Consider the following 25678-nt stretch of genomic DNA (forward strand, 5'->3'; position numbering starts at 1 on the left):
GCCCGGACGCGGGTGCGCGTCCGGGCGGTTTCAGTGCGTGCGGGCAGGTGCTCAGGCGTTGGCCGGAACGGGCCGTGCCGTCTCGCCGGCCGGCTGGGCGGCGGGCTGCTCGCTGGCGTGGCCGGCGATCATGGTCTGCTCGTTGAACGGCTCGGCGCCGGAGAGGACACGCTCAACCTGGCCGCCGTCGATCTCCTTGACCCACGTGCCGATCAGGACGGTGGCCACAGCGTTGCCGGTGAAGTTGGTCAGCGCCCGGGCCTCGGACATAAAGCGGTCGATGCCGACGATCATGCCGACGCCGCCGAGGAGCTCGGGGCGGTGCGCCTGCAGGCCGGCCGCCAGGGTGGCGAGGCCGGCGCCGGTGACACCGGCGGCGCCCTTGGAGGCGATGATCATAAAGACCAGCAGCGAGATCTGGGCGCCGAGGTCCAGCGGCGTGCCCATTGCGTTGGCGACGAACAGGGAGGCCATGGTCAGGTAGATGGCCGTGCCGTCGAGGTTGAAGGAGTATCCGGTGGGAACGGTCACGCCGACCACCGGCTTGGACACACCGAGGTGTTCCATCTTCGCGATCAGGCGGGGCAGGGCAGCCTCGGAGGACGACGTGGAGAAGATCAGCAGGTATTCGCGGCCGAGGTACTTCATCAGGCGGAAGATGTTGACGCCCGAGACCACCTGGAGCAGGCCGCCCAGGATCACGACGATGAACACAGCACAAGTGATATAGAAGGCGACCATAAGGGTGGCCATGCTGATGATGGCCTGCACGCCCGTGGCTCCGACGACGGCGGCGATCGCACCGAAGGCGCCGACCGGGGCGAGCCACATGACCATGATCAGGATGCGGAAGACCAGGGCCTGGCCGTGGCCGATGGCCTTCAGGATCGGGGTGCCCTGGGCGCCCATCTTCTGCAGTGCGAAGCCAACCAGGATGGCGGCGAGCAGGGTGGGCAGGACGGGGATGTCCGACGGGATGATGCCGAGCAGGAAGTCGACGGTGCTGTCCGTGGCGGCCTTCTTGTTGGGATCGTACGGGGCGAGCTTGAGCCCTTCACCCGGGTGGATCAGGTTGCCGACAACCAGGCCGATCGCCAGGGCGAAGGTGGACATAACGATGAAGTAGCCGAGGGCGAGGCCGCCGACCTTGCCCACCGTGGCGGCCTTGGCGATGGAGCCGATGCCGAGCACGATGGTGCAGAAAATGACGGGAGCGATCATCATCTTGATGAGCTTGATGAACCCGTCGCCCAGCGGCTTGAGCGACTTACCCACCTCGGGGAAGATCAGGCCCACCAGGGCGCCGAGGACGACGGCGACAATGACTGCAATGTAAAGGTAGTGGGACTTGTCCAGCCCCTTGCGCTTTTTGACCGGCGCCGCGGCGACTGCCGCTGACTCTCCTCGTTGAGAGGCCATGGTGTTCTCCTTGGATAGGCTGGACTGTGATGCGGCTTGGGGTTCGCATCACGTCCGTTCTGCGTGTTCCTCCATCATTGGGGATGAAGTGACGCGCATCACCGTTGCGTTCATATTGGTCATGGAGGGTGCTGATGATCCACCACTGGAGCATCGCGCGCAGGCTCTTTGTTGCCCACCTGCTGTTTATGCTGGCCCTCACCGCAGTTGTTGGCACGGCGACCTTTGTGGACGCCCGGGACCACGCCTATGACGAGGCCGGCCGGCGGATGGCCGGGATCGCCACGGCGGTGGCGGACAACCCCCTGGTCCTCGAGGCGGCGAGCGCCCCTGATCCCAGCGCCAGGCTCCAGCCCTACGCCCTGAAGGTCATGCGCGACGCCCGGGCGGACTTCATCACCATCATGGCGCCGGACCGGACGCGCTGGACCCACCCGCGCAACGAGGAGCTCGGGAAGCCGTACATCGGCTCGATCGATGCCGCGCTGCAGGGCCAGGTCTTTACCGAAATCATGGCCGGCACCCTTGGCCCGTCGGTGCGCACGATTGCCCCCGTCAAGGACGCGGACGGGCACGTCCGTGCGCTGGTGGCGGCCGGCGTCACAGTGGGGACGGTGGACGTGGCGTTTTCCGGCCGCCTGCCCGCCCTGCTGGCCATCGCCGTCGCCCTCCTGGCTGGCGGCTCCGTCGCGTCCTGGCTGCTGGGACGCTACCTGCGCCGGGTGACCCGGGGCTGGGGACCGGAACAGCTCGCGCAGCTCTTCGCGTACTACGAGTCGGTGCTGCACTCGGTCCGGGAGGGGGTGATCCTGATCGATCCGCGGGGCAAGGTGGTCATGTACAACGACCAGGCCGCCGCGCTGCTCGGGGTCCCGCCGCGCCCGGTCGACGGCGGTGCGGTGGCAAGCGGTCCGGCGGATGGCGGTGCGGCAAACGGCCGCGGACAGGGGGCCTTGGCCCTCGCGGAACTGCCCCTGGCCCCCAGCCTCAAGGAACTCTTCGAATCCGGCCGTACCGCGCAGGATGAAATCCACCTGACCGGCCCGCGGGTGCTGGTGGTCAACCAGGGCCCGGCTGTGGGGCCGCGCTCCCCCGCGGTCAGGCAACGCCTGGGATCGGCCGGTCCTCCGGTATACGGCACCGTCGCGACAATCCGGGACCGCACCGAGATCGAGTCGCTCGGCAGCGAACTGGAAACCATGCGGACCCTCTCCGACGCACTGCGGGCCCAGACCCACGAGCACGCGAACCGGCTGCACACCATCGTGTCCCTGATGGAACTGGGCCGTGGCGGCGAGGCCCTGGATTTCGCCACCAAGGACCTCGAGCTCAGCCAGCGCCTGACAGACGACCTCGTCAGTTCCATCGAGGAACCGGTACTCGGCGCCCTCGTTATGGGCAAGGTGGCGGAGGCCCACGAACGCGGCGTGGAGCTGACCCTCAGCACGGGCGGGTCGACGGCGGTCACCGGGCTGGCCGTCCAGGACCTGGTGGCCATCCTCGGGAACCTGCTCGATAACGCGATCGACGCGGCAGCGGACGCGCCCCCGCCCCGGCTGGTGGAGCTGTCAGTCGTAGCCGGGGACGGTGCCCTGGAGATCTCGGTGGAGGACAGCGGCCCCGGCATCGACCCGGCCGCCGTGGAGGACGTTTTCCGGCACGGCTTCAGCACCAAGGCGTCCGGCCCCTTCGGTCGCGGACTCGGACTGGCGCTGGTCCGGCAGGCGGTGCAGCGGCTGGGCGGTAGCATGACAATCACCAGCCCGGCCGGGGCACTGTTCCGTGTCACGCTGCCGACGGCGCCGGCAGCCGCGGCGGATCCAGCCGGGACAACAGAGGAACAGCAATGAGCGATATCCGCGTACTCGTCGTCGAGGACGAACCGATCGCAGCGGCTGCCCACGCCGCGTACATCGGCCGGCTGGACGGCTTCACCCTCGCCGGCTCCGCCCCGGACGGGCAGTCCGCGCTGCGCCTGATGACGGACCTGTCGGCCGCCGGGCAGCCCGTGGAACTGGTCCTGCTGGACATGAACCTGCCGGACCTGCACGGGCTTGATATCGCCCGCCGGATGCGCGCTGCCGGCCTCTTCGCGGACATCATCGCGATCACCGCCGTCCGCGAACTGTCCATTGTCCGCAGCGCCGTGGCGACCGGCGTCGTGCAGTACCTGATCAAGCCGTTCACCTACGCGACGTTCGCGGACAAGCTCCGCAGTTACCGGCTGTTCCGCGAGCAGCTCGCCTCCCCGGGGGTCGGAGGCACCGGACCCGGCGCGTCCCAAAGCGACGTCGACCAGGCGTTTGCGAGCCTGCGCGCACCATCGGAGCTGCCCCTGCCGAAGGGCCTGTCAGGGTCCACTCTGGAGTCCGTGCGGGAGTTCATGAAGCTGCAATCGGGGGCGGTGTCGGCCAGCGAGGTTATGGACGCACTCGGGATGTCGCGGGTGACAGCACGCCGCTACCTCGAATATCTCGCCGACGCCGGCACGGTGTCCCGCACCGCCCGCTACGGCGCGCCCGGGCGGCCGGAGAACGAATACCGCTGGAGCCGGCCGGGATCCTAGGCGGGCTGCTCCCCCGCGGCGCCCGGGCGCAGGGTCTCCAGGAGCTGGTCGATTACCCCGGCGTCCTCAATGGTGGACGGGACCACGTAGTCGTCCCCGTCGGCGATCTGGCGCATGGTCTTACGCAGGATCTTGCCCGACCTGGTCTTGGGCAGCGCGTCCACCACGGTGACGTGTTTGAAGTCCGCCACGGCGCCGATGTCGCGCCGGACCAGGGCGACCAGATCCGTGACCAGCACGTCCTCGGGCACGTCCACCCCGGATTTGAGCACCACGTACCCGCTGGGGCGCTGGCCCTTGAGCGGGTCGGCGAGCCCGATCACGGCGCATTCGGCGACGGCCGGGTGCTGGCCGATCACCTGCTCCATGGCCCCGGTGGAGAGCCGGTGCCCGGCGACGTTGATGATGTCGTCCGTCCGGCCCATTACAAACAGGTAGCCGTCCTCGTCCCTGTAGCCGGAGTCCCCGGTGGCGTAGCAGCCTTCGAAGGCCTGCAGGTAGGAGGAGATGTACCGCTCATCGTTACGCCAGAGGGTGGTGAGGGTGCCCGGCGGGAGCGGCAGTCCCAGCACAATGTTGCCCTCGGTGCCCGGCTCAACCTCCTGCCCCGCGCCGTCGAGGATCCGCAGCCGGAAACCGGGCATGGGAACACTCGGCGACCCGGCCTTGATCGGCAGCCCGTCCAGGCCCCGCGGGTTGGCGCAGATGGCCCAGCCCGTCTCGGTCTGCCACCAGTGGTCCACCACGGGGACGCCCAGGATTCCGGACGCCCAGTGGAAGGTGTCCGTGTCGAGCCGTTCCCCGGCGGCAAAGAGGGTCCGCAGGCTGGAGATGTCGTACTGCTCCAGCAGCCTGGCCTCGGGGTCGGCCTTGCGGATGGCCCGCAGCGCCGTCGGGGCCGTGAACAGTACGTTGACCTTATGGTCCTCGATGACGCGCCAGAACGCGCCGGCGTCCGGGGTGCCGACCGGCTTGCCTTCATAGATCACCGTGGTGGCGCCGGCCAGCAACGGCCCGTAGACAATGTACGAGTGTCCGACCACCCAGCCGACGTCGGAGGCTGTCCACATCACATCGCCCGGGCCGACGTCGTAGATGTTCTCCAGCGTCCAGCCTAAGGCGACGGCGTGGCCGCCGTTGTCCCGCACCACTCCCTTGGGCGTCCCGGTGGTCCCGGAGGTGTAAAGGATGTAGAGCGGATCCGTGGCCAGGACGTCCACCGGAGCGGCGGGCTCCGCGGAGTCCATGGCCGCGTCCCAGTCGAGCCAGCCGGGGTGGTCAGCGGCCGAGGCGGCGAAGCCGTCCCTGGCTTTGACCAGCACAGGGGTTCCGGGGGCGCCGGCGAGCTCGAGGGCTTCGGCGACGGCGGGCAGGTATTCGATGCGCCGGGACGGTTCGATCCCGCCGGAGGCTGTGACGATGGCGGCGGGTGCGGCATCGAGGATCCTGGCAGCGAGCTCCTTGGGCGCGAAGCCTCCGAATACCACCGAATGGACGGCTCCGAGCCGGGCCGTGGCGAGCATGGCGATGGCGGCCTCCGGGATCATCGGCATGTAGATGACCACACGGTCGCCCTTGCCCACCCCCTGGTTGCGCAGCGCCCCGGCGAACCGGGCCACGAGGTCCGTCAGTTCGGCGTAGCTATAGCGCTGCTGGGTGCCCAGCATGGCGGAGTCGTAGATGAGGGCGTCCTGTGCACCGCGGCCTTCCGCCACGTGCCGGTCCAGGGCGTTGTAGCAGGTGTTCATGACCCCGTCGGGGAACCAGCCGTAGAGCGGGGCGCGGCCGGAATCGAGGGCCTTGGTGGGCGGGGTTGTCCAGGTGACTTTGCCGGCGGCTTCCAGCCAGAAGGCTTCCGGCTCGCCGATGCTGCGCTCGTAGCTGTCCCGGTAGTTTGCGGTGTCCATAAGCTGATCCCGTCCACGACGATGTGATGCAGCTAATGGTAGCCGGGCACATGGCCCGCCACAAGAGGTTTGTATACAGCGAGCGCCGATACTCTCGATTTTGGCGGGAAATACGGCTGCACTCTGGGTCTTTCGCAGAACTGTGTATACAATGGGGTGGTCAGCCGAGGAAGGAGACCCAGTATGCGCGCCAGCGACAAGGCCTATGCGGCCCTGCGCGAGGACATCATCGAATGGCGCCTGGCTCCGGGTACGGTCCTCGCCGAAGTGGAACAGTCCGAGCGGCTTGGCATCTCGCGGACCCCGCTCCGGGAGGCGCTCAGCCGGTTGACCGCTGAAGGGCTCACGACGACGGCGGGCGGCCGCGGCGTCGTCGTTACCGACATCTCCCTCGAGGACATCGACGAGCTCTTCGAACTCCGCGAAACCCTGGAGGGCAAGGCCGCGAGGCTGGCCGCCGAGCGCGGCGACGCCGCCACATTCGAACAATTGCGGCGTGAACTCCTGGACGCACCCGAGCTGATCAACGGCGCCGATCCGGCCCGGCACGACTACTACAGCCTGGTCGGGCGGCTCGACACCGCCATCGATGCCGCGATCTCCAACTCCTACCTGGTGCAGGCCATGCGCAGCCTGCGCGTCCATCTGGTCCGGGTCCGCCGGCTCGCCGCCGACGACGCCGAGCGCCTCACCGCCGCGGCCGCCGAGCATGCCGCGATTGCCGAGGCGATCGCGGCCGGCAACCCGCGGCTCGCCGAAGCGGCCACCACCGTGCACCTGCACCGCAGCCTTTCCCACGTCAAAGCCACCCACGTACCTCACTACAAGGAGAACCATGGTTAAGGAACACCACGTCCGCGTTTACAAGAGCGAGGAAAACCTGGCCCGCGAAGACCAGCTCGCCCACAAGATCGCCAAGGTCGCGGCGGATCCCGTTGCGGTCTCCGACGAGGTCACCGACATGGTGATCAACCGGGTCATCGACAACGCCTCCGTGGCCATCGCCTCCCTGAACCGCGCTCCGATCGTCGCGGCCCGCGCCCAGGCGCTCACCCACGGCCCCAGCACGGGCGGCAAGGGCGCCAAGGTCTTCGGCATCGAAGAGCGGGTCTCGCCGGAGTGGGCTGCCTGGGCCAACGGCGTCGCTGTCCGCGAACTCGATTACCACGACACCTTCCTGGCCGCGGACTACTCGCACCCGGGCGACAACATCCCGCCGATCCTCGCCGTCGCCCAGCACGTGGGGGCCAGCGGGCAGGACCTGATCCGGGGCATCGCCACCGGCTACGAAATCCAGGTCAACCTGGTCAAGGCCATCTGCCTGCACAAGCACAAGATTGACCACGTGGCCCACCTCGGCCCGTCCGCCGCGGCCGGCATCGGCACCCTGTTGGGACTGGACGTCGAAACCATCTTCCAGTCCGTCGGCCAGGCCCTACACACCACCACAGCCACCCGGCAGTCCCGCAAGGGCGAGATCTCCACCTGGAAGGCCCACGCGCCGGCCTTCGCCGGCAAGATGGCCGTCGAGTCGGCCGACCGCGCCATGCGCGGCCAGACCTCCCCGGTGCCGATCTACGAGGGCGAGGACGGCGTCATCGCATGGATGCTCGACGGCCCGGACGCCAACTACAGTGTTCCGCTCCCCGAGGACGGCGAAGCCAAGCGCGCCATCCTGGACACGTACACCAAAGAGCACTCCGCCGAATACCAGGCGCAGGCGTGGATCGACCTCGCCCGCAAGCTGCACGGCGAACACCCCGAGGTCACCGACCCGGCCAACGTCGAGTCCGTGCTGATCAAAACCAGCCACCACACGCACTACGTGATCGGCTCCGGTGCCAACGATCCGCAGAAGTACAGCCCGACGGCCAGCCGGGAAACCCTGGACCACTCCATTCCCTACATCTTCACGGTGGCCCTCCAGGACGGAGCCTGGCACCACGTGGATTCCTACGCCCCGGAACGTGCCGGCCGCGCGGACACCGTGGAGCTGTGGCACAAGGTGACCACCGTCGAGGATCCGGAGTGGACGCGCCGCTACCACTCCCTGGACATCGCCGAGAAGGCTTTTGGTGGTTCCGTCGAAATCACGCTCAAGGACGGCACGGTCATCACCGACCAGATCGCGGTCGCCGACGCGCACCCGCTCGGTGCCCGTCCGTTCGCCCGGGAACAGTACGTCAACAAGTTCCGCACCCTGGCCGCCGGTCTGGTGGCCGAGGACGAGATCGAGCGTTTCCTCGCCGCGGCGGCGCGTCTCCCCGAGCTGGCCGCCGGCGAGCTCGACCAGCTGAACATCAAGGCAGCCGACGGCGTGATCGACCTGGCAGCCGCACCGAAGGGACTCTTCTGATGCTGTATTCGAAGACCACTCCGGAACAGAAGCGGATCCGGTTCCGGGAACTGCTCGCGTCCGGGACCATCCAGCAGTTCCCCGGCGCTTTCAACCCGCTGTCCGCGCGGCTGATCGAGGAGAAGGGGTTCGCCGGGGTCTACATCTCCGGTGCCGTGCTGGCCAACGACCTTGGCCTGCCGGACATCGGGCTGACCACGCTCACTGAGGTGGCCACCCGGGCCGGGCAGATCGCCCGTATGACGGACCTGCCCTCGATCGTCGACGCCGATACCGGCTTCGGCGAGCCGATGAACGTGGCCCGCACCGTCCAGGAACTTGAGAACGCAGGCCTGGCCGGACTGCACATCGAGGACCAGTTCAACCCGAAGCGCTGCGGGCACCTCGACGGCAAAAACGTCGTGGACCTGGACACCGCCACCAAGCGGATCCGGGCCGCTGCGGACGCGCGGCGGGATCCGAACTTCCTGATCATGGCCCGGACCGACATCCGGGCCACCGACGGCCTCGAGGCGGCACAGCAGCGGGCCCGGGCCCTGGTCGAGGCCGGTGCGGACGCGATCTTCCCGGAGGCCATGAAGGACCTCAGCGAATTCCAGGCCATCCGCGACGCCGTGGACGTGCCGATCCTCGCGAACATGACCGAGTTCGGCAAGAGCGACCTCTTTACGGTGGATGAGCTGGCCGGCGTCGGCGTCAACATGGTGATCTACCCGGTGACGCTGCTCCGTAGTGCCATGGGCGCTGCTGAGCGTACTCTGGAATCGATCCAATCCGACGGCACCCAGGAGGCCCAGGTTTCAAGCATGCTGACCCGTGCGCGTCTCTACGACCTCGTGGACTACGAGGCCTACAACCGTTTTGATACCGGGGTCTTCAACTTCCAGATCCCAGGTGTCTGACTCACCACCGGACCGCCGGCCCAGGCCGGTCAACAGGCGTTAGGAACAAAGGAGTTTCAGCATGGCTGAAAATGAGATCAAAAAGGGCCTTGCCGGCGTCGTGGTGGATTACACCGCGGTGTCCAAGGTCAACCCGGACACCAACTCGCTGCTCTACCGCGGCTACCCCGTCCAGGAGCTGGCCGCCAAGTGCAGCTTCGAGGAAGTGGCCTACTTGCTGTGGAACGGCGAACTGCCCACAGCTGAGCAGCTGGCCCAGTTCACCGCCCGGGAACGTGCCGGCCGCGCCCTGGACCCGGTGGTCAAGCAGGTTATCGATGCCCTGCCGCTGACCTCGCACCCGATGGACGTTTGCCGCACGGCTACCTCGGTGCTCGGTGCCCGGCACCCGCTCGCCGAGGATTCCTCGCGCGAGGCCAACATGGCCAAAGCTGTTGACCTGTTCGCGGCGATGCCGGCCGTGGTCGCCTACGACCAGCGCCGCCGGCATGCCGAGGGAAGCCCCATCGAACCGGTGGCCCCGCGCGACGACCTCGGCTACTCGGCCAACTTCCTCTGGATGTCCTTTGGTGAGGAACCGGTGCAGGAGGTCGTCGAGGCTTTCAACGTCTCGATGATCCTCTACGCCGAGCACTCCTTCAACGCCTCGACCTTCACGGCCCGGGTCATCACCTCGACGCTCTCGGACCTGCACTCGGCCGTGACCGGAGCGATCGGCGCGCTCAAGGGCCCGCTGCACGGCGGCGCCAACGAGGCCGTGATGCACACCTTCGACGAGATCGGCATCCGCCAGGAAGAGTCGCTCGAAGAGGCTGCCGAGCGCGCGAAGGCGTGGATGGAAGACGCCCTGGCACAGAAGAAGAAGGTCATGGGCTTCGGCCACCGCGTCTACAAGCACGGCGACTCCCGGGTTCCCACCATGAAGGCGGCCCTGGACAAGATGATCGCGCACTACGGCCGTCCGGAACTGTTGGGCCTCTACAACGGGCTCGAGACCGCCATGGACCAGGCGAAGGCCATCAAGCCCAACCTTGACTACCCGGCCGGCCCGACTTACCACCTGATGGGCTTCGACACCCCCACGTTCACGCCCCTATTCGTGGCCAGCCGGATCACCGGGTGGACCGCGCACATCATGGAGCAGCTGGATTCGAACTCGCTGATCCGTCCTCTGAGCGAGTACAACGGCGTCGAGGAACGGCACGTCCCGTAGCAGCGAGCCGTAGCCGGCCGCGGCACCACAAGCCGGCTACGGCATCAAACGCCAGGCACTAAAAAGCGCGGGCCGCCCACCATTGAAGGTGGACGGCCCGCGCTTTTTGCTGTTATCCCTGCATCTGCAAGCTGAGGATCATTGCCTTGAGTTTTTTGTACTCCGGGGACTTCAGGTAATCCTTGGCTTCGGCCATCGTGTTGAAGATGGGATCGTCGTGCCCGGGGCTTTGGTGAGTCCGGTCGGCGAAGGCCAGCGTGCCCTTCGGCGCACCGGACGCGAAGGAGTACATGAGGCAGCTGTCCTTGATTTGGCCGCTCACCTTGTCCACCAACCCAACCTGGTAATCGAAGGCGCCCCCGTCCGCCCGCATGTCCAGGACACGGAAGGAGAACCGGACTCCTTGCGCCTTGGCCCACGGCGCATCCAAGGCCGGTGCGGAGTCCAGTTCAGTCATTTTGTACGGACCCGGGCCGCAGGCGCCGCCGACGCCGCCGGTGACGCCGTGGTACAGCTCAGCCACCTGCATCCGGGCTTCGTTGAAGACGATGATGGAGGTTCCCGGGTAGCCGGCCGGCCGGTCGGTGGATTCCTCCGCCGTCCAGCGGTCGGGCAGCTGGAAGGAGACCCCGGCGGAAGGGCTGACGTACCGGCCGTTGACCACCGCGGCTGTGGCCGTATCCGTTGCGTGCGTCGCGGTCGCTGATGACGGCGACGGCGTTGCGGCTGCGGACGTCGCCGTGAGGGTCGACGGCGGCGTGGTCGGCTCCGTTGAGGCCGTGGGTGCCACGACAGACGCGGTCGATGCCGCAGCGGGGGCCGGATCGGTTGACCGCATGTTTGCGGCCACGGCAATGCCGCCACCGACGGCCGCAAGGGCTAGCACAACGATGGCGACCGCCCACGGCCAGCGCCGGCGTCCCCCGGAGTTCGACGAATCCTCGTCGAAGAGCTCCCCGTCCGGATAGTCCTGATTGTTCGCGTTCATGCCCTGCCCTCAAAGTGGTCGGTGTGCTGCTTGTGGCCTGGCGGAGTGATGGATGGGTTGCCGCGGCGCAGTGTTCGAACCTCAGGCTACCGGCCACGTCACGGCATTGCGGGCAGCGCCGGGATCACGTTTTCGCATCACCGGATTCTTGTCTTTGTACGTGGGAGACCCGTGTTTGCTGTGTCCGGCATCCAGATCCCAGGCGGGCTAGTCAGGCGTTTACCCGGGCGGTTTACTCAGGCGGATGGCCGTGGCGGGTCGGGTAGCGGACGGAGGCCACCGTTTCGTTGTCCTCATTGAGGACCACCACGACGTCGATCGTCTCGCCGGCCAGCGCCGGGGGCAGCCAGTGTTCGGCGTCCTGCCACATCCGCGCCAGCGGAAGCTCCGCGACGGCGAACCATTCGGGCGCTATCTCCCGGCTGTCGGCGGGTTCGCCGCTCCACCGGCGCGTGGTGAAGAGCCTGCAGGCCATGTTCCATTCGGGCCGGGCAGGGAAGACGAACTGCACCCGGCCGGCGCCGGCGAGGTCCTGCTGGCGGACCACCACGCCGATTTCTTCCCAGACTTCCCGGACCACTGCCTCGGCGTCGGTCTCCCCCGGTTCGACGTGGCCGCCGACGCCCACGATCTTGCCTGTGCCGAACCCTGTCCGTTTGAGGCCAAGGAGCACCTCGGCGCCGCGCTGTCCGTCACGAAGCAGGAAGCACAGGGTGACGGGTGTGAAATTCATGTGCACCAGCCTAGCGCCGCCGCCGTCGGCTCCGGCTACTTGCCCGCCGGACCGTCGCCGACCAGCCGGGACCGCAGCTGGACCGGGATTCCAATAGCCGCGAACTGCTTGTCCATGGCTTGCTGCGGGGTGAGCCCCTGGTTGTTCGTGGCCTGGAATTCCCAGTTGAAGACACTGGACCAGATTTGCTGGTAATCGACCAGGAAGCGGCCGTTCTGCAATTTGCCGATGTTGAACCAGGCGTTGCCGCCGTCGAGGTGCATGGCTTTTGCCCCCTCGTCCGAGGTGGAGTAGGCCAGCCAGCCGTCCGCGCAGCCGAGCACTGTGTAGTAGCGGCGTTCATTGGCGGGAACCGGGATGATGGCCCGCTGCTGGTCGCTTCGCTGCTGATCGACGTTGGCCATCGTGCAGGCAACACCGCCCGTGGTCAGGGCTGCGGGGGCGCTGGTCGCCGGGGCGGTGGTTGGCGGCGCAGGAGGGCGGGAGGCCGGGGCGCTGGGCGACGGAGTGGCGGGCGCCGTCGTCGGGATACCTGACTGGGCCGGACTGGGCGCTTGGGGTTGCATCAGGTTTCCGCCAACGACGACGGCGGCGATGACCGCCGCGGCGGCCACAAGGGTGCCCGCCACGGCGCGCAGCCGGTTGCGCCGTGCCGGGACGCGGTGGGCCAGGTGCACGACGTCGGGGTCCGAGGAGGACACGAGGGAACGGACCGAGTCGTTGCCCGGAGCGGCGCCTGGAACTCCTACCCGTGGTTTGGCATCTTTCATGAGCTCTTCGATGCGGTCCATGGCTAGTCCTTCCGTTCGGTCATGAGATGGGATGGGGCCGCTTTCGCGAAAGCCTGGCGGGCCCGGTGGAGGCGGACTCCGGCGGCGGAAGGTGAACATTCCAGGGCGGCGGCAAGTTGAGCAGTGGTCAGTTCGTCCCAGTAACTGAGCATCAGCACCTCACGGTCGCGTTCCCTGAGCCGGACCAGGACTTCCGCGACGGCGGCGCGCTGTTCGGTGTTGGGACCCGGCGTGTGATTGCGGGCCTCGTCCTTGAGCCGCTCAATAAGTTCCTGCCGCCGGCGCCGGCCCTTGTACTCGTTGCCGATAACGTTCCGGGCCGTCGCCAGCAGCCAGCCAATGCCGGGCGGCTCCGCCAGCTGCTTTTCCCAGGCGATCCGGAAAACGTCCGCAGCCAACTCCTCGACGCGGCACCGGTCACTGAGGCGGCACGCAATGTAGCGGTAGACCTGCGCGGAGTGTTGTGCGTGCAGGTCAATAAACGCTTGCTCTTTGGCAGCCAGCATGGTGCTTCCCCCGGGCATTGAATGACTTCTTCCTGACCACTATGTGTCCCGTGGCGGGCGTTTTCTTACAGGAAGCGCCAAGAACTTTTCCCAGCTCTGCCTTTCCGTCCACCGCCCGCAGGCAGGACTCGATCAGGTTGGCTGGAACAGCCACGCTTCCAGCCAGCTCTCCATCGTCATGAACGGTTCCGGATGCTCCGGCTCGCCGACGTGCCTTGGCACGTCCATGAAGGCGTCCCAGTCCGGCCCGGCTTCCTCCGGCGGTTCCCCGGCCACGTCCTCTGGCATGCACTGGTCTCTGGCCGCTCCCCCCGCCAACAGCCCGTCCACCGCCAACAGCCCGGGCGGTAACACCGGAGGTTCCCAGTCCTGGTGTTCGCTGCGGTAGTGCCGGCCGGTGGGTGAGATCCAGCCGGGCGGGCCGGTCCGGGTGGCGCCGGTGGGCCTCCAGGCCGTTCCGTGTTTAAGGCGGTGGTGCTTGGGACACGGCTGGCCCAGGTTGCTGATCCCGGTGGTTCCGCCATCTGCCCAGGCGAGGACGTGGTCGGCGTCGTTATCCAGCGACTGGTTGTTGCAGCCGGGGAACGGGCACTTCCCGTCGCGCAGCCGCAGCCAATGCCGCATCGCCCGCGGAACCCGGTAACTGGTCCGGCCAATCTCCAGCGGTGCCCCATCACGCGGATCGGTCAGGACCCGGTAGAACGACTCCGCACCATCGGAGACCAGACGCCGTGCCATCGATGCCGGAATCGGACCGTACCCGTCCAGAAGCGCTGGCTCGTCGGTAACACCTACGAGCGAGAGTGCCGGGACGGTGACCAGGACCTGGGCCCGCGGTGACGGCACACCAGCGACATCACATCCTGCGCGGGTGTCCGGCAGGCAGGTGGCCGCGATGTCGGCGCGCAGCTGGCTCAGGGTCCGGGTTTCACCGGGCCTTTGGAGGGCGCGGGCGGCCGCAGTGGTGCGTTCCCAGATCCCCGCGGCCGTATCCGCCGGCAGGTAGGCCGATAGCCAGGCCATCCCGTCCCTGTCCGGGCAGTACTCCAGCCGCCGGTCAGCGGCACTTTTGGTGTGGCGTGTTTCGATGCTCGCCGGGTGGTGGCGTTCACGCCAGGTGCGGACCTTGGCCCGAAACCGGCCCGGCACGAGCTCTCCGGCCGGACACCCGCGGGCGTGATCGGGCGCGCCCATGTCCAGGAAGTGTGCCTCCAGCGCCGACGCCCCGGCCCGCCCCAAGACCGCAGCCTCGTCGGTCATGATCCGGGCATGCTGCCACGAGATCAATCCGGAGTGCAGGGCTGCCAGCGTCAACGGCAACGACGTCGTCAGAACATGGGCCTCCGCCAACAAGGACCCGGCGCTGCGTTCGCTGACGGACAGCACACACGCGACCTCCGCGACCACCGCCATTTCCCGCATGGTGCACTCCCGCGGTGAGTCGTCCGGGGGCGCCATCGCCGCAACCGTACGCGCATACTCCGCGGCGAACCGGACTTTCAGGGCCGCAAGCCGCGCCTCCAACCGGGCAACTCCGGCCAGCCCGTCCAGACATCCGTCGGCCAGATCCCGCAACGAATCCGCATCCTTCGGCGCCAAGCCGGATTCAGAAGGGGTCTCCCCCGCCGCTGTCAGGTCAGCCAGCGCGGCGGCGGACCGGGCGACATCTGCCGCCGCCGCCTCGACCTCCGCACTGAAAGCCACACCGCTTTTCATACCCCCAGCATATGAACGACCACCGACAATAACGGAAGACTCAGCGGGCCTGACGGCCGGCCCGGTTACCGGCACCACGGGGGTAGCGGCACCATCCGCCGGCAGCACCAGGCCGCCGTCGAAGCTACAGCCCTAGCCCAACGCCCTCGGGTGCGCGGCCGCGTAGATTTCGCGCAGGGTGTCGGCGGTCACCAGGGTGTAGACCTGCGTTGTGGTCACGGAAGCGTGGCCCAGGAGCTCCTGGACAACGCGGACATCGGCCCCGCCCTCGAGCAGGTGGGTGGCGAACGAATGCCGAAGGGTGTGAGGCGAGACGTCCTTGGTGATGTTGGCCTTGTCAGCGGCCGCTTTGAGGATGGTCCAGGCGCTTTGGCGGCTGATCCGGCCACCCCGGGCATTCAGGAAGAGCGCCGGCGTTCCTTTTCCCTTGGTGGCCAGCAGCGGCCTCCCCCGGACCAGGTACGCGTCCAGCGCACGGGCGCCGTAGGACCCCAACGGCACCATCCGCTCCTTCGAGCCCTTACCGAACAACCGGACAATCGCCGGGCCGCCGGCCGCCGGATCGTTCTCGCCCTGCAGCGATATGTCGTCGACGTCGAGACCCACGGCCTCGCTGATGCGCGCCCCAGTGGAGTAGAGGAATTCGAGCAGGGCACGGTCCCGGAGCCCGGTGGGCGTGTCGGTTCCGGCGGCTTCCAGGATCCGGGTGACCTCTTCGACAGTGATGGCCTTGGGCAGCCGCTTTCCGGGCATGGGCGGGTGCACGTCGCTGGCGGGATCCGTGGGCGTGAGGCCTTCGAGCGCCCAGAATTTGTGCAGTCCACGGACAGCGACGACGGTCCGCGCAGCCGAACGCACGCCCAGGGCGGATCCGCCGTCGGAGCCGTCCGAGAGCGCCTGCACGAAGGCAGTCACGTCGCGGCGGGTGATCTCTTCCGGACGACGCCGGCCGGCGCCGGCCAGGTGCCGGGCGTAGCGGGCCAGGTCGCGGCGGTAGGCGGAGAGCGTATTGGCAGCCAGGCCCCGTTCGACGCCCATGTGCTGGAGGTAATCAGTGATGGCCCGGTCGACGGCGCTCGGCGGCCGGGGCGGTTCGGGCACCGCGGCGGGCGGTTCGGCTGCCAGCAGACCTGTCATCAGCGCTGGCTGGGGTGGGCGGGCCACGGCGCGCCGGCCGGGCGAAGTCCTTGGTAGCCGTCAGCGCGGGCCGCGGCTGCTGCGAGGACGCCGACGACGGCGGACGGGTTGTGCAGGCGTCCCTCCAGCACGGCGGCGACTGCGTCGTCCAGCGGCAACCAGTGCAGTTCGATCTCCGCTTCCTCATCGGTGCGGACGTGGAGTTCGTGGCCCGGTACCTCGCTCAGGTCACGGGCGAGGTAGATGCGGATGGCCTCGCTGGAGGACCCGGGCGAGTTGAAGAAGTCTGCCAGGACGTTCCACGTCCCCGCCACCAGGTCGGCTTCCTCGGCAAGTTCCCGGGCCGCGCCAACCACGAAGTCCTCGCCTTCGACGTCGAGCAGTCCGGCCGGAATTTCCCAGAGGGCCATGCCCACGGGGTGCCGGTACTGCTTGATCAGCAGGATCTCGCCGTCCTCGTTCATCGGGAGGACGGCCACGGCGCCCGGGTGGTCGATGTAGTCCCGGACCAGGGGTTCGCCGTCGTCGCTTAGCTGGAAACTGTCGCTGACCACATCCCAGATCCGGCCCTGGTAGACCTTCTCTGATGACAAAAGACGGCGCGGGCTCGGCTCATCCGAAACCTGCTGTGCAGCATGGGGAGTCTCAGACTTACCGGGCATCGCGCCGTCCTTTAATTCAGTTGCGGTTTACTTTGACTCTGCCGCGGCGGTCTTGGAAGCAGCCTTGCCGGTGGCGGCTACCGGCTGGCCTGCACCGTGCTGGTGGTCCAGGGCGGCCTTGACCAGCCCCGCGAACAGCGGGTGCGGGCGGGTGGGCCGGGAGCTGAGCTCCGGGTGCGCCTGGGTGGCCACGTAGTACGGGTGGACTTCGCGGGGAAGCTCTACATACTCCACCAGCTTGCCGTCGGGCGACGTTCCGGAGAACACCAGGCCCTGGGCGGCGATCTGCTCGCGGTACTTGTTGTTGACCTCGTAGCGGTGCCGGTGGCGTTCGCTGACCGTGGTGGTGCCGTAGGTTTCGGCGATGACCGAGCCCTCGTCCAGCTTGGCCTCGTACAGGCCCAGGCGCATGGTGCCGCCGAGGTCGCCCTTGCCGTCAACGATGTCGAGCTGCTCTTCCATCGTGGCGATCACCGGGTACTTGGAGTCCGGCTCGAATTCGGACGAGGAAGCGCCTTCGAGGCCGACCACGTTGCGGGCGTATTCGATGACCATGCACTGCAGGCCCAGGCACAGGCCGAGGACCGGAAGCTTGGATTCGCGGGCGTACTTCAGGGCGCCGAGCTTGCCCTCGAGGCCGCGGATGCCGAAGCCGCCGGGGACGCAGATCGCGTCGACGCCGGCCAGGGACTTGACCGCGCCTTCCGGGGTCTCGCATTCGTCCGAAGGGACCCAGCGGATCTTGACCTTGGTGTTGTTCGCGAAGCCGCCGGCACGCAACGCCTCGGTCACCGACAGATAGGCGTCAGGCAGGTCGATGTACTTGCCGACGAGGGCGATCTCGACCTCGTGCTTGGGGTTGTGGACGGCCTCGAGGAGCTTGTCCCAGCTGGTCCAGTCAACGTCCTTGAACGGCAGGTCCAGGGCACGGACGATGTAGGAGTCCAGTCCCTGGGAGTGCAGCGTCTTCGGGATGTCGTAGATGCTGGGCGCATCCGGGCAGCCAATCACGGCGTCGATGTCGACGTCGCACATACGGCCGATCTTCTCGCGCATCGCCTGCGGCACTTCGCGGTCCGAACGGATCACGATTGCCTCGGGCTGGATGCCGATGGAGCGCAGGGCGGCTACGGAATGCTGCGTCGGCTTGGTCTTCAGCTCCTGTGACGGCCCGATGTAAGGCACCAGGGAGACGTGCAGGAAGAACACATTGTTGCGGCCGACGTCCTGGCGCACCTGGCGGGCGGACTCGAGGAACGGCTGGGACTCGATGTCGCCGACCGTGCCGCCGATCTCGGTGATGATCACGTCCGGGGCGTTCTTGCCCTCAGCGGGCAGCCGCATGCGGCGCTTGATCTCATCGGTGATGTGCGGGATGACCTGGACGGTGTCGCCGAGGTACTCGCCGCGGCGTTCCTTGGCGATGACCGTGGAGTACACCTGGCCGGTGGTGACGTTGGCCGAGCCTTCGAGGTTCTCGTCGAGGAAGCGCTCGTAGTGGCCGACGTCGAGGTCCGTTTCGGCGCCGTCGTCAGTGACGAAGACTTCGCCGTGCTGGAAGGGATTCATCGTGCCCGGATCCACATTCAGATAGGGATCGAGCTTCTGCATAGTTACAGACAGGCCGCGTGCCCGCAGGAGGTGACCGAGGCTCGAAGCCGTCAGTCCCTTTCCGAGCGAGGACGCCACACCACCGGTTACGAAGATGTGTTTGGTCGTCTTGGACGAGCCCGGGAACCGGGAATTTACACGGGAATTTGATCGCTGCACCACGGAGTTCGAGCCTATCATCAATTCGGTCTTTCTTGGATCGCTAAAACGCCGTTGTGATGGTCATCCCAGTCACCGCCGGCCGCCAAAGGGGCAACCAGCCCGGCCAGCGGGCCGCCGGGCTGTGACCGGTAGCCGCCGGCCGGCAGTCACGCCTGCTGCGGCAGGAGCTTGGCGTCGTCGAGCAGTTCCTGGGCGTGGGCCCGGGCGGATTCCGAGTCTTCCTGGCCTGCCAGCATGCGTGCCAGTTCGCGGACCCTCTCGGCCTCGTCGAGCAGCGTCACGTCGCTGGAGGTGAAGCCGGTCGCTGTGGCGCCGTCCGCGCCCCGCACCGAGGTTTTGGTGACCCGGATGTGCTGGTCGGCGAAGGCCGCCACCTGCGGCAGATGGGTGACCACGAGGACCTGGACATGCCGTGCCAGCATGGCCAGCCGGCGGCCGATTTCGACGGCGGCACGGCCGCCGACGCCGGCGTCGACCTCGTCGAAGACAAACGTCGGCACCGGGTCGACGGCGGCCAGCACCACCTCGATGGCGAGCATCACGCGGGAGAGCTCACCGCCGGAGGCCCCCTTGCCCAGCGGACGGGCGGGCGCGCCGGAGTGCGGCTGCAGCAGGAAGGAAATCTCGTCGGCGCCAAAAAGGCCCAGCTGCTCCCCCGGGTCGACATTGATGACCAGGGTGGCATCGGCCATGGCCAGGGCGGTCAGCTCGGCGCTGACCCGGCCGGAGAGGTCCTTGGCGGCCTTCTTCCGGGCCTTGCTGATGGCCGCGGCCTGCTTGCGGAGGTCCGTCTCCGCCCGCGCCACCTCGGCGTCTAGCGCCTCGATCCGGGTGGAGTCGTCCTGGAGTTCCTCGTAGCGGGCGCGGGACTGCTCCGCCCAGACCAGGACCTCGTCGATGCTCGGTGCGTATTTGCGGACCAGCTTGGCCAGCGCGGCGCGGCGGTCCTCAATTTCGGCCAGCCGTTCCGGGCCCTCCGTGTCGAGGGCAGCCTGGTAGCTGGCCAGGTCACCGGCGATGTCGTTGAGGAGGAAGCCTACTTCCGCCAGCCGGGTCGCCGCGGAGCCCAGTTCGCTGTCGTGTTCGGCGACGTGCTCCAGGGTTCGTTTCGCGGCGTCCACCAGCGTGGTGGCATCGGCTTCTTCACCGAAGTCCTCGGCAATGAGGGCCTGATGGGCTGCGCTGGCCGCGATGCGGAGCTCTTCGACGTTGGCGAGCTTCACGGCTTCGGCCTTGAGTGACTCATCCTCCCCGGGCTGCGGGTCGACTGCGTCGATTTCTGCCAGCGCCGCCTCAAGGGACTCCGCCTCGCGCAGCCGTTCACGGGCCGCGCTGCGGAGTTCGTCCAGCTCGGCCTGGCTGGCCTTCCAGTGGCCGAACAGCTCCTGGTAGGCAGCCAGGCTGCCGGCGAGGTTCTCCCCCGCGAACTTGTCCAGGGCTTCGCGCTGTGCCACCGGGCTCTTCAGCCTGATCTGGTCCGACTGGCCGTGGACCACCACCAGCGTCCCGCCGATCTCGGCGAGCACTCCCACCGGGGCCGCGCGGCCGCCGAGGTAGGCACGGCTGCGGCCGTCGGCGCCGACGCTGCGGGCCAGCAGCAGTTCCGCGCCGCCGTCGAACTCCTCCACCTCGGCACCGGCTTCACGGGACCTGCTGATGGCGGCATGGCCGACGTCGAGCTTCAGCACCGCCTCGGCGGACGCACTCTTGGCGCCGCTGCGCACGGCACCGGCGTCGGACCGTGCCCCCAGCAGGAGGCCGACGGCGGTGACCACCATGGTCTTGCCGGCACCGGTTTCGCCGGTCACCACGCTGAGGCCAGGGCCCAGGGGCAGCGTCGCATCCGTGATGACGCCAAGGTCGCGGATTCTAAGTTCTTCGAGCATGGGTCACTTCGCAGTCGAGGGGTCGGTGGGCGCGCCGGGGTCTGCGTGTTGCGGCCCTGCTTTTGGCGGGGTGGACGGCGGCGGGGTGGGCAGCGGCGGCATCGGCCGCGGGGTGCGCACCACCGGGACCGGCCCGGTATGGATCATGCCGGTCTGCGGCACCGGACCGCGCCAGCCCTGGATGGGCAATTCAAACTTGCGGACCAGACGACCAGAGAACGGTGTCTGGTGGGTGCGGGCCAGCCGGACGGGGGTTGCCGAGCGGGTCACCTCCACGCGGGCGCCGGGCGGGAGGTCCACGGAGCGCCGGCCGTCGCACCACAGCACGCCCTGGGCGTCGGTGCGGTTCAGGATTTCCACGGCGAGCCGCGACCTGGGCGAGACCACCAGGGGCTTGGCGAAGAGAGCGTGGGCGCTGATGGGCACAATCAGCAGGGCCTCCACTTCCGGCCATACCACCGGTCCGCCCGCGGAGAAGGCGTAGGCGGTGGAACCGGTGGGGGTTGCGAGGACCACTCCGTCGCAGCCGAAAGACGTCAGCGGGCGCTCGTCCACCTCGGTGACCACCTCAAGCATCCGTTCCCGGTTGCCCTTCTCGATGGCGGCCTCGTTCAGCGCCCAGGTGTGCCAGATCTTGTGGCCGCGGACCCAGACCTGCACGTCGATGGTCATGCGCTCTTCCACGGTGTACTGCCGGCTGGCAATCCATTCCACGGTCTGGGCGAGGTCTGCTCGTTCGCTTTCGGCGAGGAAGCCGACGTGGCCGAGGTTGACGCCCAGCAGGGGCACATCCACCTCCCGCACCAGTTCCGCGGCGCGCAGGATGGTGCCGTCGCCGCCGAGCACCATCACAAGCTCGACGTCGGGAAGCTTGACGTGGTCGTGGAGCACCTCGACCGGCTGGTCCAGCCGTCCGAAGAACCGGACCATGTCGCCGAGTTCGGATTTTTGCATCACGGGAACGATGCCGGAGGCATGCAACTGGGCGCACGCTTCCCAGGCGGCCTTGAGGGACTCCTCGCGGCCGGTGTGGGCAAGGATGAGGACGCGCCTGCTCATCGGGTTCCGCCTTCTAGTGCTTCTCGTGCTGTTCTGGCCAGATCGTTCCGAGTAACGCAGCAACGGCTGCGTCCCGCTCCTCGATCTTAGGCAGGTCTGTCCGGTTCCCGCGCTTTATCCACAGGAAGTACTCGACGTTTCCGTCCTGGCCGGGCAGCGGGCTCTGGGCCAGCCCCTGCAGTTCCAGGCCTGCATCCATCGCGGCGGCCGCCACTTTGGTCACGGCCAGGCGGCGCTCCCGCGTTGAGGTGACCACGCCTGTGCGGCCCAGCCGGTCCTTGCCGATCTCGAACTGTGGTTTGACCATCAGCACGAGGTCGCCGCCGGGGACGGTGCATGCCGCGAGGGGCGCCACCACGAGGGTCAGGGAGATGAACGACAGGTCGGCCACCGTCACCGCCGCCGGGCCGCCGATCTCTTCCGGCGTCATGTAACGGACGTTCAGGCCTTCATGGACGGCCACCCGGGGGTCGTGCCGGATCTGCGGGACCAACTGGTCATGCCCGACGTCGACCGCCACGACGTGGTCCGCGCCGCGCCGCAGCAGCACTTCCGTGAAACCTCCGGTGGAGGCACCGGCGTCGAGGCAGCGTTTGCCGGAGACGTCGACGGCGGGGAAGGCGTCCAGCGCGCCGGCCAGTTTGTGGGCGGCGCGGCTGACGTATTCGTCTTCGCTGGTGGTGGCTACCTCCAGGGCAGTTCCGTCCTGGACCTGCAGGGACGCCTTGGCGAGCACGTCGCCGCCGGAGCTGACTTTTCCTTCACCGATGAGCCGGGCAGCGTGGGTACGGGATCTCGCCAGCCCGCGGCTGACAAGTTCCTGGTCAAGCCGGGTCATCGGTAGGTGTCCCCCGCCGCTGACCCGGAGACGTCTTCATTCAGCGCCGCCGCGAGGTCGTCGTGCAGACCGGAATATACCTCGCCGTGGGCGGCAACCGGCAGCTCCGGCAGCTCCCCGAGGCGTGCCAGGAGGGAGTCGACGGTCGGATCCCCCACCGCGGTCTCCCCCGTGTGTTCCGGCCAGTCAACGCCGGCGTCGGAATTTTCGGGGCCGGCAGTCTCCTGGCGGGCGTCAGTAAAAGGGTTCTGCTCGGTCATGCTGTCCAGTCTAGTGATCCAGCCACTCAAGGCCGGGCGCAAGGGCTGTGGACGTCTCAGGGTTCGCGGCCCACCAGGCGGCACAGGCGGCACGCCAGGAGTCGAGGTCCGCCGGGTCACCGCTGACACGCACGGTGGCGCTCTCCACGGACGCCGTCGCCGCGCCGCAGCGGTAGTGGCCGCCGTCGTGCTCCACGGCCGGGTAGGGCCGGTAGAGGTCGGTGAGGTCGTTGATCAGGAAGGTCGGCCGCTCCATAGTGCGGGCAGCAAGGATTGATTCACGCGTGTCGACGCCGGTCAGCACGGCCACCGTGGCGAAGCCGGCGTTGTTGCCGCCGAGGATGTCCGTGTCCAGCCGGTCACCGACAACGAGCGGGCGGTCGGCCGCCAGCCGTTTGGCGGCTGCGTGGAACAGCGGCGCCTCCGGCTTTCCGGCGACGAGCGGCTGCCTCCCGGTGGCGGCGGCGACGGCGGCAACGAGGGTGCCGTTGCCGGGGGCGATGCCGCGGGCCTGGGGAATGGACATGTCGGTGTTTGTGGCGACCCACAGGGCGCCGGCCGCGACCACGTAGGAGGCCTCGGCGAGGTCCTTCCAGCCGAGGTCGGGGTGGAAGCCCTGAACCACGGCTACCGGGTCCTCGGCCTCGCTGCGGACGGGAACCAGGCCGGCAAGTTCTATTTCGCGGGCCAGGGCGTCGCCGCCGGTGACCAGGACGCGGGCCCCGGCGGGCAGCATTGACGCGAGCAGCTCGCCGGCGGCCTGCGGCGAACTCACCACCTGCTGTTCCTCGGCCGGGGCGCCGAGGTCGCGCAGGTGCTGCGCCACTTCGGCCGGCGAACGCGAGGCGTTGTTGGTGACGTACCCCAGTCCGACGCCGATGCCTGCCAGCCGTTGCAGCGATTCCACAGCGCCGGGAATGGCGTGCGGACCGGCGTATACGACTCCGTCGAGGTCGGACAGGAGGGCGTCGAACCTGGAGATCAGCTCAGCGTCGGCCATGAGGGATCAGTCCTCCGCGCGATCCGGGCGGTGGGTGTCCTCGGAGCCGAAGTCGTCGGCGTTGGAATCGTCGGACTCCAGCTCGTCGGCTTCCACGGAATCCTGATCCGATTCGGCGTCGTCGGATTCGAAGAAACCAGCCTCCTCGTCATCGGAGCCGGATTCGAGATCCTGCGCGGCGGACCCGGACACGGGGTTTTCGGCGAGGCCGGCAACGGATTCGGCGCTGGCGGCCTGCGGTGCCGACTCACCGGCAGCGGCTGCCGAGTGCTCGGCGGACTGCTGCTGCAGGATCCGGCGGCGCTGTGCCTCTTCGCGGGCTTCTTCTTCCTCGTCCCAGCCGAGATCAATGATGTCCGGTTCCTCGTCGACGCCCATGCCGAGGGCGTTTTCTGCGACAACGGCCTGGCGCTGCCATTTGCCGGCTTCCGTTTCGCGGCCGACGGCGGTCAGGGCGTCAGCGTAGGCGCGGAAAAGGCGCGGGCTGTAGGAGAAGGCGCGGTTGATGTCGAGCTGGACAATTTCCAGCTCGGAGACGGCTGCGTCGAGCTGTCCGAGATCGGTGCGGGCACCGGCGGCGACAATTGCCAGTTCCACCTTTCCGGGCGCGTCGAGGTCTTTGGCTTCCTCGGAGCGAGCCATATCCAGTGCGCGGTCCGGACGGCCGAGGCCACGTTCGCAGTCGGCCATCACGGGCAGGTGCACGTTGGATCCGCTGATGCGGCGGTAGGTGCGGAATTCCCGGAGGGCCTCGCCGTAGTGGCCAGCGGCGTAGGCGGTGAGACCGACGGCTTCGCGGACTGCAGCGAGGCGGCCGCCGCGACGGCTGGCGGCCAAAGCGTGCTGGAACGCGAGCTCCGGCTCCTCATCGAGCAACCGGCCGGCCATCACCAGGTGGCGCGCGACCCAGGAAGCGCTGTTTTCCTCGAGAGTCTTGATCTGGTGCTGCGTTGCGCGGTCCAGTTCCTTGCCCGTGACGTCCTCGTCGATCTGGGGCGAACGCTCACGGTCGGGCCGGTTGGCGCTGCGCAGGTCCTTAGCGTTCGGCTCGCGCACGGGGCGGTCCTCGGCGCGGTCGCGGCCAAACTGCCGGGGCCCGGAATCGCCGCGGTCGAAGCTGCGGGCAGGACGGTCGTCGCGGTTCCCAAACGGCTTGCGGTTATCTCCGCCGCTGAAGGGTTTGCGGTCCCGGTCTCCACCRAAACTSCGGCGCTCACCACCATCACGCGACGGACGATCACCAAACGGCTTACGATCCCGATCCCCACCAAAACTCCGRCGCTCACCACCATCACGCGACGGACGATCACCAAACGGCTTACGATCCCGATCCCCACCGGTGAACGGCTTACGGTCGCCTTCGCTACGGGGCGGCCGGGAGCCCTCGGTACGGTCATCCCTCGAACGGAAGCCCCTGGGGTCCCCGCCTGAGTTGTTAGCGCCGCGGAATCCCCCGCCGCCGGAGTTCCGTCCCCCGCCGAAGTTACCGCGGTCTTTGCCGCCGCGGTTGCCGTCGTTGTGCTCAGCCATGGTGGATTCCTCCTGTTGTGAGCTGACCACTGGCGCAATCGCAGCCGCTCTATTTCCGTGTCTCGTTTCCTACGCAACCCGAAATCAAGCGCTTCGAAGTCCGTACATCTCTATCAATTCTAGGCGAGCCGCCCCGGCCGGGCTAACGGATGCGCGGATTCCGGCCCTGCGGTGTTACGTCTCACAGGGCAGCGCCGGCGTGGACCGGCGTGCGTCCGTGGACCAGCGACTTGGTGCGGGGTACCTGCCACGATATGGGTGGTTAAAGTGGGAGAGCCTCCAACCTTGTGGTTGGAGGCTCTCGACCTGTAATAGTGTTCCGGCGGTGACCTACTCTCCCACACCCTCCCGGGTGCAGTACCATCGGCGCTGTGGGTCTTAGCTTCCGGGTTCGGAATGGGACCGGGCGTTTCCCCCACGCTATGACCGCCGTAAC

At 68.0% G+C, this 25678-nt stretch carries 22 protein-coding genes and 1 rRNA gene; 6 read left to right on the forward strand and 17 right to left on the reverse strand.

The features are described 5' to 3' along the window. Nucleotides 1–51 precede the first annotated feature (51 nt). Complete coding sequence (locus tag AC1DHY_RS15480) at nucleotides 52–1419, reverse strand: cation:dicarboxylate symporter family transporter (RefSeq protein WP_476880421.1); 1368 nt, start codon at nucleotides 1417–1419, stop codon at nucleotides 52–54. 134 nt (nucleotides 1420–1553) lie between these two features. Between AC1DHY_RS15480 and AC1DHY_RS15485 the strand changes: the two genes are divergently transcribed. Both AC1DHY_RS15485 and AC1DHY_RS15490 read left to right on the forward strand, forming a co-directional pair. Further along, nucleotides 1554–3269, forward strand: a complete 1716-nt coding sequence (locus AC1DHY_RS15485) for a sensor histidine kinase (RefSeq protein ID WP_476903878.1) — start codon at nucleotides 1554–1556, stop codon at nucleotides 3267–3269. Then, nucleotides 3266–3985, forward strand: coding sequence for a response regulator (locus tag AC1DHY_RS15490; RefSeq protein WP_476903879.1), 720 nt, complete (start codon nucleotides 3266–3268; stop codon nucleotides 3983–3985). The genes AC1DHY_RS15485 and AC1DHY_RS15490 overlap by 4 nt, the downstream gene beginning before the upstream one ends. Here the strand turns inward: AC1DHY_RS15490 and AC1DHY_RS15495 are convergent. After that, nucleotides 3982–5892: a propionyl-CoA synthetase gene (locus AC1DHY_RS15495; protein ID WP_476880489.1), complete on the reverse strand. Its 1911-nt coding sequence runs from the start codon at nucleotides 5890–5892 to the stop codon at nucleotides 3982–3984. The genes AC1DHY_RS15490 and AC1DHY_RS15495 overlap by 4 nt on opposite strands. Before the next feature lie 183 nt (nucleotides 5893–6075). Here AC1DHY_RS15495 and AC1DHY_RS15500 point away from each other — a divergent pair, with 183 nt between their 5' ends. The 4 genes from AC1DHY_RS15500 (at nucleotide 6076) to AC1DHY_RS15515 (ending at nucleotide 10363) form a co-directional block, all read left to right on the forward strand. After that, nucleotides 6076–6735: a GntR family transcriptional regulator gene (locus tag AC1DHY_RS15500; protein ID WP_476903880.1), complete on the forward strand. Its 660-nt coding sequence runs from the start codon at nucleotides 6076–6078 to the stop codon at nucleotides 6733–6735. Beyond that, on the forward strand, nucleotides 6728–8248 hold the full coding sequence (locus AC1DHY_RS15505) for an MmgE/PrpD family protein (protein ID WP_476880109.1): 1521 nt from the start codon (nucleotides 6728–6730) through the stop codon (nucleotides 8246–8248). Before AC1DHY_RS15500 ends, AC1DHY_RS15505 begins: the two co-directional genes overlap by 8 nt. Then, nucleotides 8248–9150 carry a methylisocitrate lyase gene (gene prpB, locus AC1DHY_RS15510; protein ID WP_476880108.1) on the forward strand — a complete coding sequence of 301 codons (903 nt, stop codon included), beginning with the start codon at nucleotides 8248–8250 and terminating at the stop codon, nucleotides 9148–9150. Before AC1DHY_RS15505 ends, prpB begins: the two co-directional genes overlap by 1 nt. Nucleotides 9151–9211: 61 nt before the next feature. After that, nucleotides 9212–10363 carry a bifunctional 2-methylcitrate synthase/citrate synthase gene (locus tag AC1DHY_RS15515; protein ID WP_476903881.1) on the forward strand — a complete coding sequence of 384 codons (1152 nt, stop codon included), beginning with the start codon at nucleotides 9212–9214 and terminating at the stop codon, nucleotides 10361–10363. A gap of 112 nt (nucleotides 10364–10475) precedes the next feature. Here the strand turns inward: AC1DHY_RS15515 and AC1DHY_RS15520 are convergent, their stop codons facing one another. The 15 genes from AC1DHY_RS15520 to rrf all read right to left on the reverse strand — a co-directional run bounded on the left by AC1DHY_RS15520 (nucleotide 10476) and on the right by rrf (nucleotide 25676). Further along, nucleotides 10476–11351: a hypothetical protein gene (locus AC1DHY_RS15520; protein WP_476903882.1), complete on the reverse strand. Its 876-nt coding sequence runs from the start codon at nucleotides 11349–11351 to the stop codon at nucleotides 10476–10478. A 232-nt stretch (nucleotides 11352–11583) separates the two neighbouring features. Then, entirely contained in the window at nucleotides 11584–12084 is a 501-nt protein-coding gene (locus tag AC1DHY_RS15525; RefSeq protein ID WP_476880107.1) for an 8-oxo-dGTP diphosphatase, read from the reverse strand. Between the two features lie 35 nt (nucleotides 12085–12119). Beyond that, entirely contained in the window at nucleotides 12120–12875 is a 756-nt protein-coding gene (locus tag AC1DHY_RS15530) for a hypothetical protein (RefSeq protein ID WP_476880106.1), read from the reverse strand. Nucleotides 12876–12877: 2 nt separating this feature from the next. Then, nucleotides 12878–13399, reverse strand: coding sequence for an RNA polymerase sigma factor (locus AC1DHY_RS15535; RefSeq protein ID WP_476880105.1), 522 nt, complete (start codon nucleotides 13397–13399; stop codon nucleotides 12878–12880). 114 nt (nucleotides 13400–13513) lie between these two features. Further along, entirely contained in the window at nucleotides 13514–15097 is a 1584-nt protein-coding gene (locus AC1DHY_RS15540) for an HNH endonuclease signature motif containing protein (protein ID WP_476880104.1), read from the reverse strand. Between the two features lie 132 nt (nucleotides 15098–15229). Then, nucleotides 15230–16234: a site-specific tyrosine recombinase XerD gene (xerD, locus tag AC1DHY_RS15545; RefSeq protein WP_476903883.1), complete on the reverse strand. Its 1005-nt coding sequence runs from the start codon at nucleotides 16232–16234 to the stop codon at nucleotides 15230–15232. After that, on the reverse strand, nucleotides 16234–16896 hold the full coding sequence (locus AC1DHY_RS15550; RefSeq protein ID WP_476903884.1) for an NUDIX domain-containing protein: 663 nt from the start codon (nucleotides 16894–16896) through the stop codon (nucleotides 16234–16236). Before AC1DHY_RS15550 ends, xerD begins: the two co-directional genes overlap by 1 nt. Nucleotides 16897–16923: 27 nt before the next feature. Further along, nucleotides 16924–18687 (reverse strand): CTP synthase, encoded by a 1764-nt coding sequence (locus AC1DHY_RS15555; protein WP_476903885.1) that lies wholly within the window; start codon nucleotides 18685–18687, stop codon nucleotides 16924–16926. Between the two features lie 128 nt (nucleotides 18688–18815). Continuing rightward, nucleotides 18816–20555, reverse strand: coding sequence for a DNA repair protein RecN (recN, locus tag AC1DHY_RS15560; protein ID WP_476903886.1), 1740 nt, complete (start codon nucleotides 20553–20555; stop codon nucleotides 18816–18818). 3 nt (nucleotides 20556–20558) lie between these two features. Further along, on the reverse strand, nucleotides 20559–21614 hold the full coding sequence (locus AC1DHY_RS15565; protein ID WP_476880031.1) for an NAD kinase: 1056 nt from the start codon (nucleotides 21612–21614) through the stop codon (nucleotides 20559–20561). Nucleotides 21615–21627: 13 nt separating this feature from the next. Next, nucleotides 21628–22452, reverse strand: a complete 825-nt coding sequence (locus AC1DHY_RS15570; RefSeq protein WP_476880032.1) for a TlyA family RNA methyltransferase — start codon at nucleotides 22450–22452, stop codon at nucleotides 21628–21630. Continuing rightward, nucleotides 22449–22712 (reverse strand): hypothetical protein, encoded by a 264-nt coding sequence (locus AC1DHY_RS15575; RefSeq protein WP_476880033.1) that lies wholly within the window; start codon nucleotides 22710–22712, stop codon nucleotides 22449–22451. The genes AC1DHY_RS15570 and AC1DHY_RS15575 overlap by 4 nt, the downstream gene beginning before the upstream one ends. A gap of 10 nt (nucleotides 22713–22722) precedes the next feature. Then, nucleotides 22723–23712, reverse strand: a complete 990-nt coding sequence (locus tag AC1DHY_RS15580) for an HAD-IIA family hydrolase (protein WP_476880034.1) — start codon at nucleotides 23710–23712, stop codon at nucleotides 22723–22725. A 6-nt stretch (nucleotides 23713–23718) separates the two neighbouring features. Further along, entirely contained in the window at nucleotides 23719–24768 is a 1050-nt protein-coding gene (locus AC1DHY_RS15585; RefSeq protein ID WP_476903887.1) for a hypothetical protein, read from the reverse strand. Between the two features lie 791 nt (nucleotides 24769–25559). Continuing rightward, nucleotides 25560–25676 (reverse strand): 5S ribosomal RNA (gene rrf / locus AC1DHY_RS15590). Nucleotides 25677–25678 lie beyond the last annotated feature (2 nt).

This window comes from Arthrobacter sp. 05L44, from assembly GCF_056397605.1.